Annotated in this window: 19 protein-coding genes and 1 tRNA gene; 17 read left to right on the forward strand and 3 right to left on the reverse strand. The window is 64.8% G+C overall.

Features of this window, described 5'->3' with window-relative positions:
• Window positions 1–46 precede the first annotated feature (46 nt).
• The 6 genes from D580_RS0110740 to lysS all read left to right on the forward strand — a co-directional run bounded on the left by D580_RS0110740 (window position 47) and on the right by lysS (window position 6,545).
• Window positions 47–123, forward strand: a tRNA-Pro gene (locus D580_RS0110740).
• Between the two features lie 150 nt (window positions 124–273).
• Window positions 274–714, forward strand: a complete 441-nt coding sequence (locus tag D580_RS0110745; protein ID WP_231363541.1) for a phosphate-starvation-inducible protein PsiE — start codon at window positions 274–276, stop codon at window positions 712–714.
• A gap of 17 nt (window positions 715–731) precedes the next feature.
• Entirely contained in the window at window positions 732–1,787 is a 1,056-nt protein-coding gene (locus D580_RS0110750) for a hypothetical protein (protein ID WP_018954390.1), read from the forward strand.
• Window positions 1,788–2,011: 224 nt separating this feature from the next.
• Complete coding sequence (gene recJ / locus D580_RS0110755; protein WP_018954391.1) at window positions 2,012–3,736, forward strand: single-stranded-DNA-specific exonuclease RecJ; 1,725 nt, start codon at window positions 2,012–2,014, stop codon at window positions 3,734–3,736.
• Between the two features lie 155 nt (window positions 3,737–3,891).
• Window positions 3,892–4,987, forward strand: a protein-coding gene (gene prfB / locus D580_RS0110760; protein WP_155999820.1) for a peptide chain release factor 2 whose coding sequence is annotated in 2 segments (ribosomal slippage) — window positions 3,892–3,963 and window positions 3,965–4,987 — 1,095 coding nt in all. Because the reading frame shifts where the segments join, the coding sequence is not laid out codon by codon here.
• 58 nt (window positions 4,988–5,045) lie between these two features.
• Window positions 5,046–6,545, forward strand: a complete 1,500-nt coding sequence (gene lysS, locus D580_RS0110765; RefSeq protein WP_018954393.1) for a lysine--tRNA ligase — start codon at window positions 5,046–5,048, stop codon at window positions 6,543–6,545.
• Between the two features lie 210 nt (window positions 6,546–6,755).
• Here the strand turns inward: lysS and D580_RS16715 are convergent, their stop codons facing one another.
• A complete protein-coding gene (locus tag D580_RS16715; RefSeq protein ID WP_012638030.1) occupies window positions 6,756–6,911 on the reverse strand; it encodes a hypothetical protein in 156 nt (51 codons plus the stop codon).
• Window positions 6,911–7,975: a YgfZ/GcvT domain-containing protein gene (locus D580_RS0110775; protein WP_018954394.1), complete on the reverse strand. Its 1,065-nt coding sequence runs from the start codon at window positions 7,973–7,975 to the stop codon at window positions 6,911–6,913. The genes D580_RS16715 and D580_RS0110775 overlap by 1 nt, the downstream gene beginning before the upstream one ends.
• 189 nt (window positions 7,976–8,164) lie before the next feature.
• Here D580_RS0110775 and sdhC point away from each other — a divergent pair, with 189 nt between their 5' ends.
• The 11 genes from sdhC (at window position 8,165) to D580_RS0110830 (ending at window position 19,470) form a co-directional block, all read left to right on the forward strand.
• Entirely contained in the window at window positions 8,165–8,545 is a 381-nt protein-coding gene (sdhC, locus tag D580_RS0110780) for a succinate dehydrogenase, cytochrome b556 subunit (protein WP_018954395.1), read from the forward strand.
• An 8-nt stretch (window positions 8,546–8,553) separates the two neighbouring features.
• Entirely contained in the window at window positions 8,554–8,889 is a 336-nt protein-coding gene (gene sdhD, locus D580_RS0110785; protein WP_231363540.1) for a succinate dehydrogenase, hydrophobic membrane anchor protein, read from the forward strand.
• Window positions 8,880–10,643 (forward strand): succinate dehydrogenase flavoprotein subunit, encoded by a 1,764-nt coding sequence (sdhA, locus tag D580_RS0110790; protein ID WP_012638034.1) that lies wholly within the window; start codon window positions 8,880–8,882, stop codon window positions 10,641–10,643. Before sdhD ends, sdhA begins: the two co-directional genes overlap by 10 nt.
• Before the next feature lie 281 nt (window positions 10,644–10,924).
• A complete protein-coding gene (locus tag D580_RS0110795) occupies window positions 10,925–11,608 on the forward strand; it encodes an OmpA family protein (protein WP_018954397.1) in 684 nt (227 codons plus the stop codon).
• A 288-nt stretch (window positions 11,609–11,896) separates the two neighbouring features.
• A complete protein-coding gene (locus D580_RS0110800) occupies window positions 11,897–13,030 on the forward strand; it encodes an MFS transporter (protein ID WP_026289912.1) in 1,134 nt (377 codons plus the stop codon).
• Between the two features lie 217 nt (window positions 13,031–13,247).
• Window positions 13,248–14,288 (forward strand): TAXI family TRAP transporter solute-binding subunit, encoded by a 1,041-nt coding sequence (locus D580_RS0110805; RefSeq protein WP_018954400.1) that lies wholly within the window; start codon window positions 13,248–13,250, stop codon window positions 14,286–14,288.
• Window positions 14,289–14,375: 87 nt separating this feature from the next.
• Window positions 14,376–16,685 (forward strand): TRAP transporter permease, encoded by a 2,310-nt coding sequence (locus D580_RS0110810; RefSeq protein ID WP_026289913.1) that lies wholly within the window; start codon window positions 14,376–14,378, stop codon window positions 16,683–16,685.
• A gap of 3 nt (window positions 16,686–16,688) precedes the next feature.
• Window positions 16,689–17,651 (forward strand): D-2-hydroxyacid dehydrogenase family protein, encoded by a 963-nt coding sequence (locus D580_RS0110815; protein ID WP_018954402.1) that lies wholly within the window; start codon window positions 16,689–16,691, stop codon window positions 17,649–17,651.
• A 25-nt stretch (window positions 17,652–17,676) separates the two neighbouring features.
• A complete protein-coding gene (locus tag D580_RS15455) occupies window positions 17,677–18,090 on the forward strand; it encodes a carboxymuconolactone decarboxylase family protein (protein WP_018954403.1) in 414 nt (137 codons plus the stop codon).
• Between the two features lie 5 nt (window positions 18,091–18,095).
• Entirely contained in the window at window positions 18,096–18,491 is a 396-nt protein-coding gene (locus D580_RS0110825) for a VOC family protein (protein ID WP_231363542.1), read from the forward strand.
• A gap of 76 nt (window positions 18,492–18,567) precedes the next feature.
• On the forward strand, window positions 18,568–19,470 hold the full coding sequence (locus tag D580_RS0110830) for an Hpt domain-containing protein (RefSeq protein WP_018954405.1): 903 nt from the start codon (window positions 18,568–18,570) through the stop codon (window positions 19,468–19,470).
• A 162-nt stretch (window positions 19,471–19,632) separates the two neighbouring features.
• On the opposite strand, the gene D580_RS0110840 is transcribed toward D580_RS0110830, so the two are convergent.
• Window positions 19,633–20,823 carry an efflux RND transporter periplasmic adaptor subunit gene (locus tag D580_RS0110840; RefSeq protein ID WP_026289915.1) on the reverse strand — a complete coding sequence of 397 codons (1,191 nt, stop codon included), beginning with the start codon at window positions 20,821–20,823 and terminating at the stop codon, window positions 19,633–19,635.
• Window positions 20,824–20,859 lie beyond the last annotated feature (36 nt).

The raw sequence follows: 20,859 nt of genomic DNA on the forward strand, positions 1-20,859 counted from the left end.
AACACGCTTTCCTTCTGCGAAGGGATCGGCTATTCTTCGCAACCCTCGGGGCGTAGCGCAGCCTGGTAGCGCACCTGCATGGGGTGCAGGTGGTCGGAGGTTCAAATCCTCTCGCCCCGACCAAATTGATCTGACCAGTACCGAGCAAGGGGCTCCGCGTTGCGGAGCCCCTTTTCGTTTGTGTGCGGGCAGGAATCGGGCGGTACAATGCCTCTCACCGCTGAGCCTCTCACTGCCGGCCGGCGCCCGACAACGGAGACACGATCCATGCCCATGAATCCGAGACGTGCTGGTCTCAGTTCTCTCAAACTGCTGGAGAACCTGGCCCTGGTGATCATCACCGTGGCCACCACCATCGCCATCTTCCAGGAGGTGATGGTGATGATCGAGCAGCGCGAAGTGCGTCTGGCGGATCTGTTGTTGCTGTTCATCTACCTGGAGGTGCTCGCGATGGTGGGCATCTACATCAAGTCCGGTCAGTTGCCGGTACGCATGCCCATCTACATCGCCATCGTGGCCCTGGCCCGCTACCTGATACTGGACATGAAGGAGATGGACTTCTGGCAGATCATGGGTGTCACACTGGGCGTGCTGCTGCTGGCCGCTGCGGTGCTGGTCATCCGCTACGGCCATGTGCGTTTCCCCTACGAGAGCTACAGTGGTGACCAGCCGGCCGCTTCGCCGTCCAAGTCCACGAAGCCTCCCGGCTCCTGAATCCCGCTGCCGCTTGCATGACTCGTGATGCGTCGGTCCTGCATCTCCTGGTGCCCGGCCTGCTGGACCGGATAGGGGAGTGGCAGGCGAGTTACGGTGGCGTGGGCCGTTTCCCGGCACTGGAATGGTTGCTCGCCCGTTCCACGCGCCATTCAGTCCCGCATGCGAGTCTCGGGGATGTTCTCGCCGGGCTGTTCGCCATCGCCGGTCCCATGCCCGCCGGTGCCCTGACGCGCCTGGCATTGACCGGCGAGCGGGATGAACAGGCCTGGCTGTGCATGGATCCGGTGCACCTGGAGGCCGGCATCACTGACCTGGTGCTCACCGGCCCGGATCAGCTGCGTCTCGGCCTGGACGAGGCCCGGGCACTGGCCGCGCGCATCAACGCGCATCTGGCCGAAGACGGCCTGCACATCGAGGTCAACGCGCCGGGACATTGGCACCTGCGCCTGCCCGCCAACAGGGCCGTGCCCGAGACCCGCAGCCTGGGCGAGGTGCTGGGACGCCCCATCAACGGCCGTCTTCCCGCCGGTCCGGAGGCGGCCTACTGGCACCGCCTCATCAACGAGTTGCAGATGGTCCTGTTCGATGCCGCCGAGAATCGTGCCCGGGAGACCCGCGGCCTGCCGTCGGTCAACAGCGTCTGGCCCTGGGGCGGCGGCGTCCTGCCTTCAAGCCTGGTATCACCGGTCTCCCGCCTGTGGGGTGACGATCTGCTGCTCGCGGGGCTCGCTCGGTGTGCACAGGTGCCTATTGAGCCGCTGCCCGAGACCGCCGAGCCGGTGCTCGCGGCAGGTGGTGCGCGATGCGTGCTGCTCGACACGCTCCAGGCCGATGCCGCCCTGGATGACCTGGAGGCCTGGCAGGCGGGCATGGGGGGGCTGGAACGGGCCTGGTTCGGACCACTGCGCAAGGCGCTCGGCTCGGCGTCCCTGAAGCGGCTCGTGATCCACAGCACCTGTGGCGACGTGTTCGAGGTGCCAGCCAGTGCCCGCTGGCGGCTGTGGCGACGCAGCGAGCCGCTAGCCCGCATATCTCGCCGGTCGGACACCGGCGGACGCGTAACAGACTGAAACGCAGGTGGAATATACTGAAATGATCGGTGAACTCAGCAGACAGGTCTGTTCCCGCCGGTGTCCTATCGCGGTTCAGGCTCGTCTTCGCGGACGTCAGCTTGCTCTTCACTCAACCCATAGCTACAGCTATGGGTTTCGCTCCAGAGCGGCGCCTACGGGCACGAATCCTTCGCCTGCTCCCGCGATCCCGGTGAGATATGCGGGCTAGGGAGAGTCGTCTCATGAAGGCCCTGCGCACCATCAGACGCCGGCAGCCGCCTGCGGGCGTGGCCCTGCCCCAAGGCGATGTCCTGGCCCGCGTGCTGGCCCTGCGGGGCGTGCTCGATCCGGCCCAGTGCGATTATGGTCTTAAGGGGCTTGCCGCCCCGCATCTGCTCTCCGGCATCGAGTCGGCCGTGGAGCGACTCGAACGTGCCCTGCGCAGTGGTGAGCGCATCGTGGTGGTCGGGGACTTCGATGCGGACGGCGCCACCAGCACCGCCGTGGCCCTGCGGGCGCTCTCCGCCCTGGGTGCGCGGGATGTGCACTTTCGGGTGCCCAACCGCTTTGAATACGGCTACGGGCTGACGCCCGAGATCGTGTCGGTGCTGCGCCCGCTGGACGCCGGTCTGCTCATCACCGTGGACAACGGCGTCTCTAGCCTTGACGGTGTGGCTGCCGCGCGCCATGCGGGCATGTCGGTGCTGGTGACCGATCATCACCTGCCCGGAGCATCGCTGCCCGCAGCCGATGCCCTGGTGAACCCGAATCTTCCCGACGACCCCTTCCCCAGCAAGCACCTGGCCGGTGTGGGCGTGATCTTCTACGTCATGCTCGCCCTGCGCGCGCGCCTGCGGGACAGCGGCTGGTTCGACACCCGCGGCATCGATGAACCGAACCTGGCGGAATTGCTGGACCTGGTGGCCCTGGGGACCGTGGCCGATGTGGTGCCGCTGGACCAGAACAACCGCATTCTGGTGGAGCAGGGCCTGCGACGTATCCGCGCCGGTGCAGCGATCCCCGGCATCGGCGCCATCCTGGAGGTGGCCAGGCGGACCCCGGAGCGCAGCGTGGCCACGGACCTGGGCTTTGCCGTCGGCCCCCGTCTCAATGCCGCCGGCCGCCTGGACGACATGGCCCTGGGCATTCGCTGTCTGCTCACCGATGACCCGGTCGAGGCCCGTGCCCTGGCCGCCGCCCTGGACGATCTCAATGCGGATCGTCGCGACATCGAGGCGCAGATGCAGGCGGAGGCCCTGGCAGGCCTCGAGGCCCTGCCGGTGGACTCCTGGGGGGATCGCTACGGGGTGTGTCTCTACGAACCCCAGTGGCACCAGGGGGTCATCGGCATCCTGGCCGCGCGCATCCGCGAGCGCATCCACCGCCCGGTGATCGCCTTCGCCGATGCCGGTGATGGCCAGATCAAGGGTTCCGCACGCTCCATCCCGGGGCTCCATATCCGCGATGCGCTGGATGACGTGGCCGCGCGCCATCCCGGCCTGATCAGCAAGTTCGGCGGCCATGCCATGGCCGCGGGACTGAGTCTGCCGCTGGCGCATCTCCAGGCGTTCAGCGAGGCCTTCGATCAAACCGTCGCCGCGCGCGTCTCACCCGAGGACCTGGAAGGGGTCGTGCACAGCGACGGCGAACTCTCACCGGGCGAGATCAGCCTGGACACCGCCGTGCGCCTGCGGGATGCCGGCCCCTGGGGGCAGGGCTTCCCGCCCCCGGTGTTCGACGGGGAATTTGAGATCCTGGATCGACGGGTGCTCAAGGAACGCCACCTGCGCCTGCAGTTGCGCGCCGCCCCGGGTGCGCCGCCCATCACCGGCATCGCCTTCAACGTGGACTGGGATGACTGGCCCGAGGGTCTGTGCCGGGTTCGCCTGGCCTACCGGCTGGAGGTCAACGAATACCAGGGCCTGGTCAGTCCCCAGCTCATGATCGAGCACGTGGAGAGGTGCTGAATTCAATATTCAAAATTCAAAATTCAAACTGTAGAGGCCATGCGAAGCATTCTTTTTGAATGTTGAACTTTGAATCTTGAATTGCCTCCCGCCCTTAATCGCGGGAGGCACTTTCGTGTACAATTGCGCGCTTTTCCGACCCGGACAGACCATCCATGGAACTCAATCCGCTTTACACCCAGATCGACGATCTGCAAGGCCGCGTGGACGCCTTGAGGGGGTATCTTTGACTACGATGCCAAGCGTGAACGCCTGGAGGAAGTGAGTCGGGAACTGGAAGACCCCAACGTCTGGAACAACCCCGAGAGGGCTCAGGAACTGGGCCGCGAGCGCTCCCGCCTGGAGGAGGTGGTGCTGCTCATCACCCGCATGGACAAGGCCCTGGGCGATGCCCGGGACCTGCTGGACATGGCCGCGGAGGAGAATGACGCCGAGACCGTGAGCGCGGTGGAGGCGGATCTCGCGAAATACGAGAACGACGTAGCGCAGCTGGAATTCCGGCGCATGTTCTCCGGCGAGATGGACGAGAAAAACGCCTACATGGACATCCAGGCCGGCTCCGGCGGCACCGAGGCGCAGGATTGGGCCAACATGCTGTTGCGCATGTACCTGCGCTGGGGCGAGCGGCGTGGGTTCAAGACCGAACTGATGGAGGTCTCCGAGGGCGAGGTGGCCGGCATCAAGAGCGCCACCATCAAGTTCGAGGGCCCTTATGCGTATGGCTGGCTGCGCACCGAGACCGGCGTGCACCGCCTGGTGCGCAAGTCCCCCTTCGATTCCGGCAACCGCCGGCACACCTCATTCGCCGCCGTGTTCGTCTCCCCCGAAGTGGACGACAGCATCGAGATCGACATCAACCCGGCGGACCTGCGAGTGGACACCTACCGGGCCAGCGGCGCGGGCGGTCAGCACGTGAACCGGACCGAGTCCGCCATCCGCATCACCCATATTCCCAGCGGCGTGGTGGTGGCCTGCCAGGCGGACCGTTCCCAGCACAAGAACCGGGACACGGCCATGAAGCAGCTCAAGGCCAAGCTCTACGAGCTGGAGTTGCAGAAGCAGAATGCCGCCAAGCAGGCCCTGGAGGACACCAAGTCCGACATCGGCTGGGGCAGCCAGATCCGCTCCTACGTGCTGGACCAGTCGCGTATCAAGGACCTGCGTACCGGTGTGGAAGTGGGTAATACACAGGCGGTGCTGGATGGCGACCTGGATCAGTTCATCGAGGCCTCGTTGAAGAGCGGACTTTGAGTGAATTGGGAAGGGTGAATTGAGAAGTGGGTAATGAAGGGCGAAAGGCGGAACATCGATGACTGATCAAGAACAGGGCCAGGAAGAACACAAGCTGATCGCGCAGCGCCGGGAGAAGCTGACCAAACTGCGCGAGCGGGGCGTGGCGTTTCCCAACGACTTCCGCCGCAACGTGATGGCCGGCGAGCTGCACGCGGAGTACGACGCCAAGCCCGCCGAGTTCTTCGAGCAGAACACCATTCGGGTGTCGGTGGCCGGGCGCATGATGGCCAAGCGCATCATGGGCAAGGCGAGCTTCACCCAGATCCTGGACATGTCCGGCCGCATCCAGCTCTTCATCCAGCGGGACAGCCTGCCGGAAGGCGCCTACTCCGACTTCAAGACCTGGGACGTGGGCGACATTCTGGGCGCCGAGGGGACGCTGTTCAAGACCAAGACCGGCGAACTCACCGTCAACGTGGACAGCCTGCGCCTGCTCACCAAGTCCCTGCGCCCGCTGCCTGAGAAGTTCCACGGTCTCTCAGATACCGAGACCCGCTACCGGCAGCGTTACGTGGACCTGATCATGAACGAGCCGGTGCGCGAGACCTTCCGCACCCGTACCCGGGTGATCCAGTTCATCCGCCAGTTCCTGGATCAGCGTGGCTTCCTGGAGGTGGAGACCCCCATGATGCAGGCGATCCCCGGCGGCGCCACCGCACGCCCCTTCACCACCCATCATCACGCCCTGGATATGCAGCTGTTTCTGCGCATCGCCCCGGAGCTCTATCTCAAGCGCCTGGTGGTCGGCGGCTTCGAGCGGGTCTACGAGATCAACCGCAATTTCCGGAACGAGGGCCTCTCCACCCGGCACAACCCCGAGTTCACCATGGTGGAGTTCTACGAGGCCTACGCCACCTACCACGACCTGATGGATCTGACCGAGGACCTGCTGCGGGATCTGACCCTGGAAATCCTTGGCAGCACCCAGGTCCACTACCAGGGCGAGACCTACGACTTCGAGCGCCCGTTCACGCGCATGACCGTGAAGGAATCCATCCTGCACCACAACCCGGACGTGAGCGAGGCGGATCTGGCGGACCTGGAACGGGCCCGGACCGTGGCCCAGAGGCTGGGTATTCCGCTCAAGGACAGCTATGGCCTCGGCAAGGTGTGGATCGAGATATTCGAGAAGACCGTGGAGGGCAATCTGAAGGACCCCACCTTCATCACCGCCTATCCCACCGAGGTCTCGCCGCTGGCCCGGCGCAACGACGACGATCCCTTCGTCACCGACCGCTTCGAGTTCTTCGTCGGCGGGCGCGAGATCGCCAACGGCTTCTCGGAGTTGAACGACTACGAGGACCAGGCCGAGCGTTTCCGCAAGCAGGTGCAGGAGAAGGAGGCGGGCGACGACGAGGCCATGCACTTCGACGCGGACTACCTGCGCGCCCTGGAACACGGCATGCCCCCCACCGCCGGCGAGGGCATCGGCATCGACAGGCTGGTCATGCTGCTCACCAATAGCCCGTCCATCCGCGATGTGCTGCTGTTTCCGCACATGCGACCGGAGAGTTGAGCGGTCTGCTGGTTGCTGGTTCTGGAAGTCAAAGGCAACCGCGACGCAGAGGCGCGAAGGCGCAGAGGAACGCAAAGAAATATTTTCAGCAATAACGCAAAAGGCCCGATGATCAGCACTGATCACCGGGCCTTTTTGTTTCACTTCCGAACCCTCTGCGTCTTTGCGCCTCTGCGTCGCGGTTGACTTTCTATCCGCCGATACGCCGGATCAGACCAGCCGCAGGTACCCCGCGATCACCAGCACCGTCATTACCGCGCCGACGATGTAGAGGATGTTAGACAGGCGCTTGTTGTTGGGGCGGCTGAAAAACGCCGCCCAGAAGGCCAGCAGGATCAGGACGACCAGGAAGAACAGGAAGCGCATCAGGAGGCCGCAGCCATTTCGAAGGAGTAGGGCAGGGTTTCCAGACTCACGGCCGGATGTTTCTCACCAGCCAGGTGCAGACCTCCGGCCTCGGCGGCGGCGATCTGCAGGACCGCGAGGGCCATGACCTTGCCGTCCGGGTGCAGCTGGGCGTCCACGATCCGGCCCGCGGCCTGATCCTCCTCGGCCTCGCCGCCGCCGGCGCCCAGGATCTCGGTGCCCGGCGCCGGGGGCTGGTCGGTGTCGATGCTGACCCGATACATGCGCCGTTTGAGCTTGCCCAGGTAGTGCATGCGTGCCACCACCTCCTGACCCGGGTAGCAGCCTTTCTTGAAGCTCACTCCGCCGATCAGCTGCATGTTGGCCATCTGGGGCACGAAGGCCTCGCTGGTGGCCGGCGTGATGTTGGGAATGCCCGCCAGGATATCCAGCAAGGCCCAAGGTCCGGCACCCACCGGGGCGCAGCGCACGTTGAGCTTGTTCCAGAGCTGCTTCATGGCCTCCAGCTCCCCATAGAGTTCGAAACGCGGGTGGGGGCCGGGCACCCGGATGGCGGTGATGTCGTTGTGATGGAGCACGTCGTTGACGGCCGAGGGCGCACCGCCCAGGGCCGTCTGGAGTTCCTCCACGGCCCGGGGGCCGGACAGGCCGATGCGCACCAGGGCGTCATCCGCATCCTCCAGGGTCACCTTGGATCGGAGCACGAACATGCGCAGGCGCTTCAGGACCGACTCCACCATGGCCCGCGGCATGCGCAGGTAGTAGCTCTCGCCCCGCCGGAAGACCCGGAAATTCGCCAGCATGCGGCCCTTGGGGGTGCAGTAACTGTTCAGATGGCTGTGGGCGGAGTCCAGACCCAGCACGTCGTTGCTGAACTGCCCCTGGAGGAAACTGCCCGCTTCTTCGCCGTAGGCGACGATCAGGCCCTGGTGGGAGAGGTCGCAGATGACATCCCCGCTCACCACCACACGGCGCTCACGTTCGGCGTTGCCGAAGTCCGCCACCGAGCCGTTGTCGAATTCGGCGCCCGCATCCACGAGGAAGTCTTTCCACTCGGGTTTCATGGTTTCTCCAGGGTGATTGAACTAAGCTCGGCCATATTAGACCAAACCCAAAAATGCTGTCAGCAGGCTGACAGCGTGCAAAAATACAGCTAATCTAGATGACTGGTGCGTTGCACAATCGTGTCCAGACACGCCGATTGGGTTGACCACCAGACAAGAATAAAATTCATCGTCCAGAGGAGTCTCCGCATGCGCCGTGAAGGTCGGCCTGTGTTCCTGAATCTCTTCAAGATTCGGCTCCCTGTCCCGGGTGTGGCCTCCATCGCCCACCGTATCAGCGGTGTGCTGCTGTTCCTAGCCATCCCCCTGTTCCTGTTCATCTTCCAGCGATCCCTGCAGGGCGAGGCGGGCTATGCCGAGGCCCTGGCACTGCTCAGACACCCGCTGGTGATGCTGATCAGCCTGGTGCTGCTGTGGAGCCTGCTGCACCACTGGCTGGCCGGAATCCGTTACCTGCTGATCGACGTGGACGTGGGTGTGGAACGCACTGCGGCTCGCAAGAGCGCCTGGACGGTGCTGGTGCTGGCACCGGTGCTCACGGTCATCATCCTGGGAGTGCTCTGGCTATGAGGGGCGGCATGAGTGGCATGGGGGCATGGTTGTGGCAGCGCCTGACGGCCCTGTACCTGGGGGCCTACATCCTGGTGCTGCTGCTGGCACTGGTGTTCAGCGGCGGACCTTCCGCCGGGGCATGGCAGGGCTGGATGACCCATCCCGGGGTGCTGCTGGCCTCGGCCCTGTTCCTGGGCGCCTGGCTCATGCACGCCTGGATCGGGCTGCGTGACGTGGTGGTCGATTACGTGCATCCCTTCGGCGCCCGGGTCACGGTCCTGGCGGCAGTGGCACTCTTCCTACTGACCTGCGGCATCTGGGGCACCTACATACTCATTCAGGCGGCATCCTCATGGGCGTAACGGTTCGCAAGTTCGACGCACTCATCATCGGCGCTGGCGGCGCCGGCCTGCGCGCGGCACTGCAGCTGGCCAACGCGGAGGCCAGCGTGGCGGTGGTCTCCAAGGTCTTTCCCACCCGCTCCCACACCGTGGCGGCCCAGGGTGGCGTGAATGCCGCACTGGCCAACGTGCTGCCGGACAGCTGGCACTGGCACATGTACGACACGGTCAAGGGCAGCGACTGGCTGGGCGACCAGGACGCCATCGAGTACATGTGCCGGGCGGCACCCAAGGTGGTCTACGAGCTGGAACACTTCGGCGTGCCGTTCTCGCGCCTGGACAACGGCAATATCTACCAGCGGGCTTTCGGCGGCCAGAGCCAGCACTTCGGCAAGGAGCAGGCGGCGCGCACCTGCGCGGCGGCGGACCGCACCGGCCACGCCATCCTGCACAGCCTCTACCAGCAGAACATCCGCGCCAAGACCCACTTCTTCGACGAATACTTCGCCGTGGACCTGCTCAAGGACGAGGAGGGCTATGTGCTCGGCGCGCTGGCCTTCGAGATCCTCACCGGCGAACCCATCGTCATCGAGGCCAAGACCACGCTGCTGGCCACCGGCGGCGTGGGCCAGCTGTTCCGCACCTGCACCAACGCCCTGATCAACACCGGCGACGGCATGAGCATGGCCCTGCGCGCGGGCATCCCGCTACAAGACATGGAGTTCTTCCAGTTCCACCCCACGGGCATCGCCGGGCGCGGCATGCTCATCACCGAGGGTGCCCGTGGCGAGGGCGGCTATCTGCTCAACGCCGATGGCGAGCGCTTCATGGAGCGCTATGCGCCCAACGCCAAGGACCTGGCCAGCCGCGACGTGGTGAGCCGCGCCATCTACACGGAGGTGAAGGAGGGCAGGGGCTGCGGACCGGAGAAGGATTACGTGCTGCTGCAGCTGACCCACCTGGGCCGGGACAAGATCATGCAGCGTCTCCCGGGCATCCGGGAGACCTGCATCACCTTCCTGGGACTCGATCCCATCGATCACCCCATTCCGATCTATCCGACCGCCCACTACACCATGGGCGGCATTCCCACCAACCGCTTCGGACAGGTGGTGGTGCCGGTCAAGGACACGCCGGAGGATCCGGTGCCGGGTCTGTATGCGGCGGGCGAGGCGGCCTGTGTCTCGGTGCACGGTGCCAATCGCCTGGGCGGCAACTCCCTGCTGGATATCCTGGTGTTCGGCCGCGCCGCGGCCAATCACATCATCGATGTGCTCGAGCACAACCGATACCACCGTCCCCTGCATCAGCCGGCCGTGGATGCGGCCCTGGAGCGCTTCCACCGCTGGGATCGCAAGGGCGACGGCGAGCACGTGGATCAGCTGCGCCAGGAACTGCGTAAGGTCATGGAGGCCCACTGCGGCGTGTTCCGGACCGAGGAGGTCATGGCCGAGGGCGTGGCCAAGGTCAAGGCCATCGCCGAGCGGGTCAAGGACGCAGTGCTTCGGGATCACAGCAAGGTCTTCAACACTGCGCGCGTGGAGGCCATGGAGTTGGAAAACCTGGTGGACTGCGCGCTGGCCACGGTGCAGTCGGCCCTCGGTCGCAAGGAAAGCCGCGGCGCCCACTCGCGCATCGACTATCCCGATCGCGACGACACCCACTGGCTCAAGCACACCCTGTACTTCAAGCACAGCGACAGCCTGGATTACAAACCGGTGCGCACCAAGCCCATGACGGTCGAGAGCTTCCCACCCAAGGTTCGGGTGTACTGATTCATCATTGGTGACCGGGTTTCTGTTCGAACAGGGACCCGGTCTGTTCCTGGCGATTCTGTAAAAAATTCCGTCGTTTCTTCTCCTTGAATTGCCTACGCATTTTTGATCTGACTCAATGGCATCGTTGAGTCATTGATCTATGCTTTAATTCATCGTGCAAGCATTGAACATCTTTGACTCTGTCGTGTCACAGGCAGGGCAGATGATGTGCACGGAAAGACTCGATTCCCCCGTTATCTCACACCCGCAATGAACACCCATCCCGCAAGGAGACAACAATGAAGAAGAAACTCATCCAAGTGACTGCAGGTCTGGGCTGCATGCTTGCAGCCGGTCTGCTGGTCCAGGGCCACGCGCATTCCGATCGCGAAGAAATCAAGGGCACGGCCGCCTACGTGCTCGACGCCCGCGGAAACGTGGTGCGCAACGCCACCGGTGATTGCTGGCGCACCATCCACTGGACCAAGGAACTGGCCGTCAAGGGCTGCGATCCGCACCTGTTCCCCGAGCGCGCCGAAGCGCCGCCTCCGCCCCCGCCCGCCGCACCGGCCCCGGCACCGGCTCCGCCGCCCCCGCCGCCCCGCCAGGTGCAAGAGACCCGCACCCTGGGTGCAGCCGCCCTGTTCGCCATCAACAGTGCGGCCATCAGTCCCCAGGGCAGGGCAGAACTGGACCGGCTGGTGAGTGACCTCTCGCGCCTGGATAACGTCCAGAACATCCACGTGGTGGGCCACACCGACAACACCGGCGCTGCCGACTACAACATGGATCTGTCCAAGCGCCGTGCCGAGAGTGTGAAGGCCTACCTGGTGGAGAAGGGCATCCGTGCCGACCTGATCACCACCGAGGGCCGGGGTATCACCCAGCCGGTGGCCAGCAACGCCACCACGGAAGGTCGTGCCCAGAACCGTCGCGTGGAGATCACCATCCGCGGCACCGAGACCGTCACCGTGCCACGCTGAGGGATCAGTCAGGCTACTTGGCTGAGCCTGAGGGCCGCTGCCGGAGAAATCATCCTCCGGCAGCGGCCTTCTTCATTTCTGGCTGCTAGATTCATCGGGGCCTTGTGACATCTGCCACAGGATTACGGTCCCACGTGCCGTGCCCAGGTCTGGCATCAGCGACCCGAGGCTCAGTAAGATGCCAGCCACTGTGTCGTTACGCCGCGTCAATTCAGATCTGACCACCTCCGAGTGGCTCGGTGTGACCTCAATGCCCACAAGCCTCGGGCCCTTACCCCGGAGAGCGACTTGCCCCTCGGACAATTGCTGATCATCCAGTACTGCACCCTCCTGGTCTTTTCAGCCCTGTACACCCCTCAGCCCCTGCTGCCTGTACTGGCGGCGCATTTCGGTGTGGGCGAGGCGCGGGCCTCGCTGCTGATCACCGTGACCCTGCTGCCCCTGGCTGTGGCGCCCATCGCCTACGGCTTCCTGTTACAGAAGATGGCGGCCCGTCGTCTGCTGCGGGTCTCCATCTGGTTGCTGGCCGCCTCCCAGGTGGTCGTTTATTTCGTGGATCGCTTCGATGTGCTGCTGGGCCTGCGCCTGCTGCAGGGTATGGTGATCCCGGCCATGCTCACCGGCCTCATGACTTACCTGGGTGCCAGCGCCGGACCCGGTCGCATCGCCCAGGTGATGGCTGTCTACGTGGCATCCACCGTGATGGGTGGTTTTCTGGGGCGCGCCCTGTCGGGGGTGATCGCGGCCAACTTCGGCTGGCGCTGGTCCTTCCTGCTGCTGGGCCTGGCCACGGTGCTCGCAGCCCTGTTGCTCACCCGCCTGAAGTCCGATCCGCCGGTGAGCTTCCAGCGACTGCGCCTGTCCGCCGTGATCGAGATCCTGCGTCAACCCAGTTTCCTCAGGATCTATGGGGTTGTGTTCTGCGCCTTCGGGGCCTTCGCGTCCCTGCTCAACTTCCTGCCTTTCCGCCTGGTGGAGCTGGGCACGGGCATGAGCGAGAGCGGCATCGGCCTGATGTACTCCGGCTACCTCATGGGGGTGGTGGTCTCGCTCGTTTCCCTGCGCCTGGCCTCAAGGATCGGGGGCACGGTGAATGCCATGCTGGTGGGCACCCTGATCCTGGTCACGGCCCTGCTGTTCTTCGCTGCGAGCCCGGTGTGGGTGATGTTCCTGGGCATGTTCGTGCTGTGTTCAGGCATGTTCATGATCCATTCCCTGGCCCCCGGGGTGCTGAACCAGCAGTCCGGAGAACACCGGGGGGTGGTGAACGGCCTGTACATCGCCTTCTACTACGCCGGTGGCGCAATCGGCTCCTTCCTGCCGGGTTTCCTGTACCACGGTTTCGGCTGGTATGTGTATCTGGGGTCCCTGGCCCTGGTGGTGGGCCTGGCGGGTAGCCTGCTTTGGGGGCTCAGGCGGTAACAATCCCGATTTCCTGTGTATACTTATCTAGATGACATATCTGTGACGCCGAACCATCGGCCAGCAGTCGTGTCATTCATTCTGGTCAGGGAGTTGCACAAGTAAGGGACGCAAGTCGTTCACGCCGCCAGCCGGACCAAGATGCCTCGCAGGGTGCCCCGGTCCGGATCGGTGATTATTCAAACTGATCCATAAAATAAGATAGCGGAGGGGTATCATGATTTTCTCCAAGACCCGTTTCCTCAGTACCCTGGTGGCCATCGGTGCCACCTTTGCCCTGTCACTGGCGGCCATCCAGCCCGCCGAGGCCCAGCGTCAGACCATCCGTTTCGCCACATCCAACGTCGGCTCCTACGGCTATGCCGTGGGTAACGTGATCTCCGAGATCCTGCAGCAGAACCTGGGCCGCGGTTATGCCGTGGTGGTGCAACCCTATCCCTCCACCTCCGGCGCCATGCGCTCGGTTATGGATGGCGACGGCGAGTTCGGCTATACCGCCGACGTGGGCATGCGCAGCCTGTACGACGGCGAGCGCCCCTACGACAACTACACCCCCCGCCGCGGCATGCTGGTGCACACCCTGTACGTGTATCCCATGGAGACCTTCATGCTGGTGGCCGACCGCCGCAAGGGTGAGTTCAACTCCTACAAGGACTTCGACGGCAAGCCCGGCTACTACACCCCCGCCGGCTTCATGAACTGGCTCAACATGCGCCGCGTGTTCGCCGCCCTGGGCTATGAGTTCAACCACGTGGAGATCGACAACACCACCGTGGCGGATGCCTTCGAGGCCAACACCATCGCCGGTTCCGCGGGCTATACCACCGCCGGTGTCTCCCTGCCCACCTACTGGCGCGAGGCCGAGCTGCGCGCCAACCTGGCCGCGGTGAATCCCTCCGAAGAGGAGATGGCGAAGCTGCGTGCTGCCGGCCTGAACCCGGTGCAGGTGGATCCCTCCAAGGCCTTCAGCCAGGAACTGGGTGTGGACACGATCTACGCAGTGCCCATCTACTTCGCCTACAACGTGCGCGCGGACATGGATGCTGACCTGATCAAGAACATCCTGGACATCCTGTACAAGAACAAGGACAAGCTGGTGGAAGGTGACGCAGGCTTCGGTCCTCTGGCTGACGACTTCGTGGGTACCCAGGCCGCCGGCGTGGCCGCCAACCCCGATATCCCGGTGCATCCCGGCCTGGCCGCGTTCCTGAAGGAACACGGCGCCTGGAATGACAGCTGGACCATCGCGGGCCAGTAAGCTCTCAGCTAACCAAACCACAGGGCGGGTAACGCAAGCAACGTTCCCGCCCTGTTTTGTTGTGACACTGGAAAGCGGGGGCAGACTGTGTCCTTACTCAAGAAGACGCTCACCTCGGAAGTGGCGTATGTCCTCATGGGCGCGGCTTTTCTCGTCGCCCTGTATCAATACCTGTTCAGCGGTGAGACGGCCTACCTCTGGCTGGTAGCGCCGGCACTCGCGCTGCAGATCCTGCATCTGCAACTGCAGGGGCGCTTCTATCCCGGGTTTTCAGCCGCCGCGCGGCAGGTACTCGCGCTGGTCTACCTGGGCCTCTGTATTTACGCCCTCTATTACCTATGGCCGGGCATGCATGACATCGGCACCTGGCGCCAGATCGCCCACACCGATGTGACCTTGTATGTCGGCCTGGCGATGCTTTTGCTGGCTGCGGAGATGCTGCGCCAGGGCGGCGTGCTCACACTGCGCAACGTCACCTTCATCCTGGGCGCCGTGCTGTTCGTCTCGCTGATGCATTATTTCCTGACCGGTGCCGGCGGGCAGCGCTACCTCGCGGTGCGCCTGGTGCCCCTGGCGATGATCATCCAGATTCTGTACCTGTATCAGAATCAGTACCTCTACTCCCGTCTGCCCGCAGTGATCAATCACACGGCGGTGATCGTCTATATCGGCATCTGCCTGTATACGACCTACTACCTGACGGCCAATTTCGAAGACATCGCCATCTGGCGCCAGGCGGCCTACACCACCCATGACTTCGTGGTCGGTGTGCTGATCTTCCTGGTGGTGATGGAGCTCTCGCGCATCATCCACCCGGTGCTGTTCTGGGTGAACGTGGTGCTGGTGTTCTACGCCCTCTGGGGCCATCTCAGCCCCATCGATTTCTTCTGGCATCCCAGCGTCAACCTGGATCGCATCATCACCTCCAGCACGGTGGAATTCTCCACCGGCGTCTACGGGCGCTATTCGCAGCTGTCGCTCACCCTGATCGCCGCGTTCCTGCTGCTGGCGGCGGTGGCCAGCGGGTTCGGCGCACAGCGCGCCCTGGTGGACGTGATGCGAAGGCTCGCCGGTCGCTCGCGCCATACCATTCCCCAGACCGCGGTGCTGGCCTCGGTGTCCGTGGGCATGGTGAGCGGTTCCGGCTCCGCCAACACGGCGGTGACCGGCAGTTTCACCATCCCGCTGATGAAACGTTATGGCGTACCCGGCACCTTCGCCGGGGCGGTAGAGACGGCCGCCTCCATGGGCGGTCTCATCATGCCGCCGTTGATGGCGGTGGCCGGCTTCCTCATGGCCGAGTTCCTGGGCGTGCCCTACTGGGACGTGGTGGTGCGCGGCTTCGCCGTGGCCTTCGTGTACTTCGTGTCCCTGATCCTGGCGGTCTACCTGCTCAGTGTGAGGCTTCTGCCCAGCACGCCGATCCAGGTACCGACGGTGCCGCTGTATGACTGGATGCGCACCACCATCTTCTTCTCGGGGATCATCTTCCTGATCCTGCTGATGAGCACCTTTGGCTATGGCGCCCTGCGCGCCGCGCTGTACACGGCGGGTGCGATCCTGGCGATGCTGCTGCTCACCTGGCTGTACTTCAAGTACGTGCTCAAGGACCCCAAGCTCCAGGAAGAGACGCTGCTCGGCAACCTGCGCACGGTGATCGAGACCCACGCGGAGATGACCGCCTACCTGACCCTGCTCATGGCCACCCTCGGCATCATGATCGGGCTGTTCACGGTCACCGGTTTCATCACCCGCATGGGCTCCCTGCTGCTGCAGCTGGGTGACTTCCACATCGTCGCCATGATCCTGATGGCCTGGATCTTCGGCTGGCTGGTGGGCACCGGTCTGCCGCCCACGGCCACCTACATCATCGTCGCGGTGATCATCGTGCCGCCCCTGCGCCAGATGGGCGTCGATCCCTGGGTGGCACATTTCTTCGCCTTCCTGCTGGCCATCTGGGGCGAGCTCTCGCCGCCCACGTCACTGACTGCAGCGGTGGCGGCCAAGATCGCCGAGGCCTCGTTCATGAAGACCATGTGGGAGGCGCTCAAGATCTGTCTGCCCATCACCATCATGTCCTTCGCCATCTTCGTGCGCTCCGACATGGTCGTGAACCCGGGCTGGGCCCAGATCACGGATACCCTGCTGGTGGCGGCGGGTACGGCGGGCGTGACCTTTGCCACCTTCGGCCGCTTCTTCGTCGGTCGACTCAACAACTGGGGCATGCGCATTTTCATGCTGGCCCTGTCCCTGGTGGTGGTGTTCTACCCGCATGATGGTGTGGCCACCGTGGCCGCCGTCATCGTGGTGCCGCTGATCATCCTTGGTGTGATTCGGCACCGCACGCTGGCGGCGCCGCCGGAGGTTCCTGCCGCCAGCACCGCCACGGGGAAATAGCCCATGCATATCGTGATCCCTGACGATTACCAGGACTGCGTGCGCGAGCTTGCCTGCTTCCAGCGGCTCAAGGGCCACCGGGTCACCGTGTACAACGACACGGTGCGCGACCTGGACACCCTGGTGGAGCGCTTCAGTGACGCCGAGGCCCTGGTGCTGATCCGGGAGCGTACGCCCATCACCGAGGCCCTGCTGGAGCGTCTACCAAAGCTTCGGCTCATCAGCCAGACCGGCAAGGGCATCGCGCACGTGGACCTGGACGCCTGTACCCGACGCGGCGTGGCCGTGGCCACCGGCATCGGTGCCCCGTACGCGGCGGCCGAACTGACTTGGGGCCTGGTGCTCGCCGCCATGCGTCACATCCCCGACCAGGTGGCCGCCATGCGGTCGGGCCGCTGGCAGACCCGGCTCGGCACTGGCCTGCGCGGTCGCACCCTGGGTGTCTTCGGCTACGGCAAGGTCGGCAGCCTGGTGGCCAGCTACGGGCGCGCCTTTGGTATGCACCTGCTGGTCTGGGGCCGGGAAGGCAGCCTGGAACGGGCGGCGGCGGCGGGTATCGACACCGCCGAGAGCCAGGAGGACCTGTTCGCCCGCGCCGATGTGCTGTGTCTACACCTGGGGCTCAATCCGGGCACCCGGGGCATCGTCAGGGCAAAGCATCTGGCCCTCATGAAACCCACGGCGCTGCTGGTGAATACCGCGCGCGCCGAGTTGATCGAGCCCGATGCCCTGGTGAACGCGCTCAGGGCGGGACGACCCGGCATGGCCGCCGTGGATGTCTACGAGGACGAACCAGTGCGCGATCACCCGCTGCTGCATCTGGACAACGCCCTCTGCACCCCCCACCTGGGCTACGTGGAGCGGGACGGCTATGAACTCTACTTCGGGGCAGCCTTCGACAACGTGCTGGCCTTCGCCGAGGGTTCACCGCGCAATCTGTCCAATCCGGAAGTGATGCAGGCCTGAGACCTGCATCCCTGTCGAGTCACACATGAAGAAACCACTGAACGAGAAGGGCCTCGCCACGCGCCGTGAAGTGCTGGGTGATGCCTACGTGGACCGGGCACTGGAGAATGCCGATGCCTTTTCCTGGCCCCTGCAGGAACTGGTCACAGGGTTCTGCTGGGATGCGATCTGGAATCGCCCGGGCCTGCCGCGCAAGACCCGCAGTCTGATCAACCTGTCCATGCTCATGGCCCTGAACAAGCCCCATGAGCTCAAGGCCCACATCATCGGTGCCCTGCGCAACGGCTGCACCCAGGAGGAGATCCGCGAGGTGCTGCTCCAGGGGGCCGTCTACTGCGGGGTGCCGGCGGGCGTGGATGCCTTCCGTGTGGCCCGGGAGGCCCTGGCGGAGGCGCGTGCCTCGGGGCTGATTCCCGACGCAGGGGAGGGCGACGCTTGATCCGCGTGTGTTCCCTGGATCATCTGGTGCTGACGGTGGCGGACATCGAGACCACCTGTGATTTCTACCGGCGGGTCCTGGGCATGGAAGTGGTGAGCTTCGGCGAAGGTCGCAAGGCATTGAGTTTCGGCACTCAGAAGATCAACCTTCACCAGGCGGGGCAGGAGTTCGAGCCCAAGGCGCATCGGCCCACGCCGGGGTCCGCCGATCTGTGCCTGCTCATCGACACCCCGCTGGAGTCAGCCATCCGTCATCTGGAACGCTGTGGCGTGAACGTCCTCGAGGGCCCGGTGCAGCGCACCGGCGCCACGGGTCCCATCCTGTCGGTGTATTTCCGTGACCCGGACAGCAACCTGATCGAGATCTCGAACCCACTGGAGCGCGATCTCCCCAGGGAGTAAGATAAAAAACCGTTGCGGGCATGCGCCCGGCGGCACAGTCAAGCGATGCGTGTCATCAGGACACAAGGAAGACGTCATGGAAGTCCCATCCCACCCCTTCGTGAACCCGGAGCAGGTCCCTGCGCTGGGATCTTCCCGCCCGGCAGATGCGGCCAGGCCGCGTCTGCGTGCGGTGCCTGCATCCACGCAGCCGGTGGTGCTGGTTGCCCAGCACAACCGCATCAGTCAGCGCCTGCTGGTCAGCCTGCTTTCCCGCCGTGGTTATGATCCCTGCCTGAGCATGGGGCCTCATCAGGCCTTCGAGATGATCCAGCGTCATCCCGGGCGCTTCGTCATGGCCATCCTCGACCTGCGTGACCCCCTGGCGGGCGAGCTCGATGAGCTGCGCGCCTGCAAGGCCCGGATGGGTGAGGCCTGCCCGCCGCTGATCGTGCTGGGTAATAATCCGAGCCCCGACGCGCGTGCCGCCTGCCGGGATGCCGGCGCCGACTTCTACCTCACGGACGGCCTGCGCGATGGCCTGCTGAGTCGTGCCGTGGATTTCATTGCCCATTCGCGCCTGCCCATGGGATACCGCCTGCCGCAGAGCAGCGAGCCAGCCCCATCCTTACTGGATGACGCCACCGTGGAGCGCCTGCTGTCCATGGACGAGGGCGGCGGTTTCCTGAAGGAAGTCTTCAGGGATCTGCGCGATGACGTGCGAGAACACCTCTGGGTCATGGACCGTGCCCTGAAACGCCAGGACTACGCCCTCTGGCGCAGTGGTCTGCACGCCCTGAAGGGGGCGGCGCTCAGTGCCGGTGCCGCGGCGCTTACGAAGCTGTGCATCGAGGGTGAAGCCCTGTGCCAGCAGGCCCTGCAGGCAGGTCTGTGCCTGGAACATCTTGCGCGCATCCGCAGGGCCTGGGAAGACACCCAGACGGTCCTGCAGCAGATCATCGAGGATGCCCGCGCTCAGCGGGTCTCTGGTGCCGGCTGATCGAACTCCAGAGGATCCAGCTCCTGTTCGCGCCCGGCACCCGGCGGACGCAGTAGAAGGGTGGTGAGATATGCGGGCTAGCAACCCAGGGCGCGGAAATCGTTGATGCGTGCCGGGGCGGATTCCGCCACCTGCACGAAGTCCGGAAAGTCTTCCAGCGCATCATTCAACCCTCAGGCGCAGCCGTACGCCGTCGCTGATGTCGCGGTCCGGGTGCACCACCACCCGTTCGCCCGCCTCGAGACCGGTGCTGGCCTCGCTGTGGAGGGCGCCACGGCGCCCGATACCGACCGTGCGCAGTCTGGCCCGGCCATCCTCCAGGACGAACACGGCCCAGTCTCCCTGATGGCGGAACAGCGCGCTGGTGGGCACGCGCAGGACATCGTCAGACTCCCAGAGCACGAAGCGGGCATTGACCCGGTAGCCGTCGCCCAGCCGCGCCCAGTCCTCGTGCGCCGAGGTGATGTCGGCGATGACCCAGACCCGTTGTTCCTCCACCCCCAGGGCGGAGATCTTGGTAAACCCGGTGGGCTCGACACGACGCACGCGGCCCTCCAGTTCCCGGGTCTCGCCCCAGCGCTCGAAGATCACCCGCATGCCCGGCTCGATGCGCACCGCATCAGCGGAGAGCACGTCCACGGCCACCTCAAGGCGACCGGGGTCACCGATCTCCAGGATTGGCTCGCCGGGTTGCACCACCCGGGCGCTCTCGAAATGTCGGCGCAGCACGAGTCCGCTCACCGGGGATCTCAGTTCCAGGACGGCGAAGGCATCGGGGTCCTGACCATCGGTATGGGCGAGGGCAGCCTGTGCGGCGTCCCGCTGGGCGATGGCGGTCTGCACGCGAAAGCGCGCGGAGCGGGTCAGGGCCTCGGCCTGGTCCAGTTCTGTGGCGGCCCGGTCCAGGGTGCTGCGGGAGATGAGCTGCTGTTCGGCCAGGCCCTTGAGCCGTTCATATTCCTCCCGGGCGAACAGGGCCTGGGCCGCCAGGGCGCGCACTTCCGCTCGGGCGGTTTCCAGGGCGGCCTCTGCCGCGGCCAGGCGCGCACGGGCCTCCTGCAGGCTGCGTGCATCGAGCGCGGGCGAGGCCGGGGCGTCCAGGGTGACCAGTACATCGTCCAGTCGCACCGCGTCACCCACCTGCAGGTGGATGCGCCGGGCCTGGGCAGTCAGCGGGGCCGAGACCTCGTAGCGGTCGATCACCCGGGTGCGGCCTTCCTCCTCGACGGTGATGGCGAGATGCCCCCGGGTCACGGGCTCCACGTCCACCAGCACCGGCGTCGGCCTGAAGCCCAGCACGATGAGCCCGGCAATGATCAGCGCCACAACAACGATGAGAATCTTCTTGATCATCCAACGATCCAGGTCCAGTTCAAAACGCAACGATAC

It is taken from the genome of Thioalkalivibrio sulfidiphilus (assembly GCF_000377945.1).
In the GTDB taxonomy this organism is placed as follows: Bacteria; Pseudomonadota; Gammaproteobacteria; order Ectothiorhodospirales; family Ectothiorhodospiraceae; genus Thioalkalivibrio_A; species Thioalkalivibrio_A sulfidiphilus_A.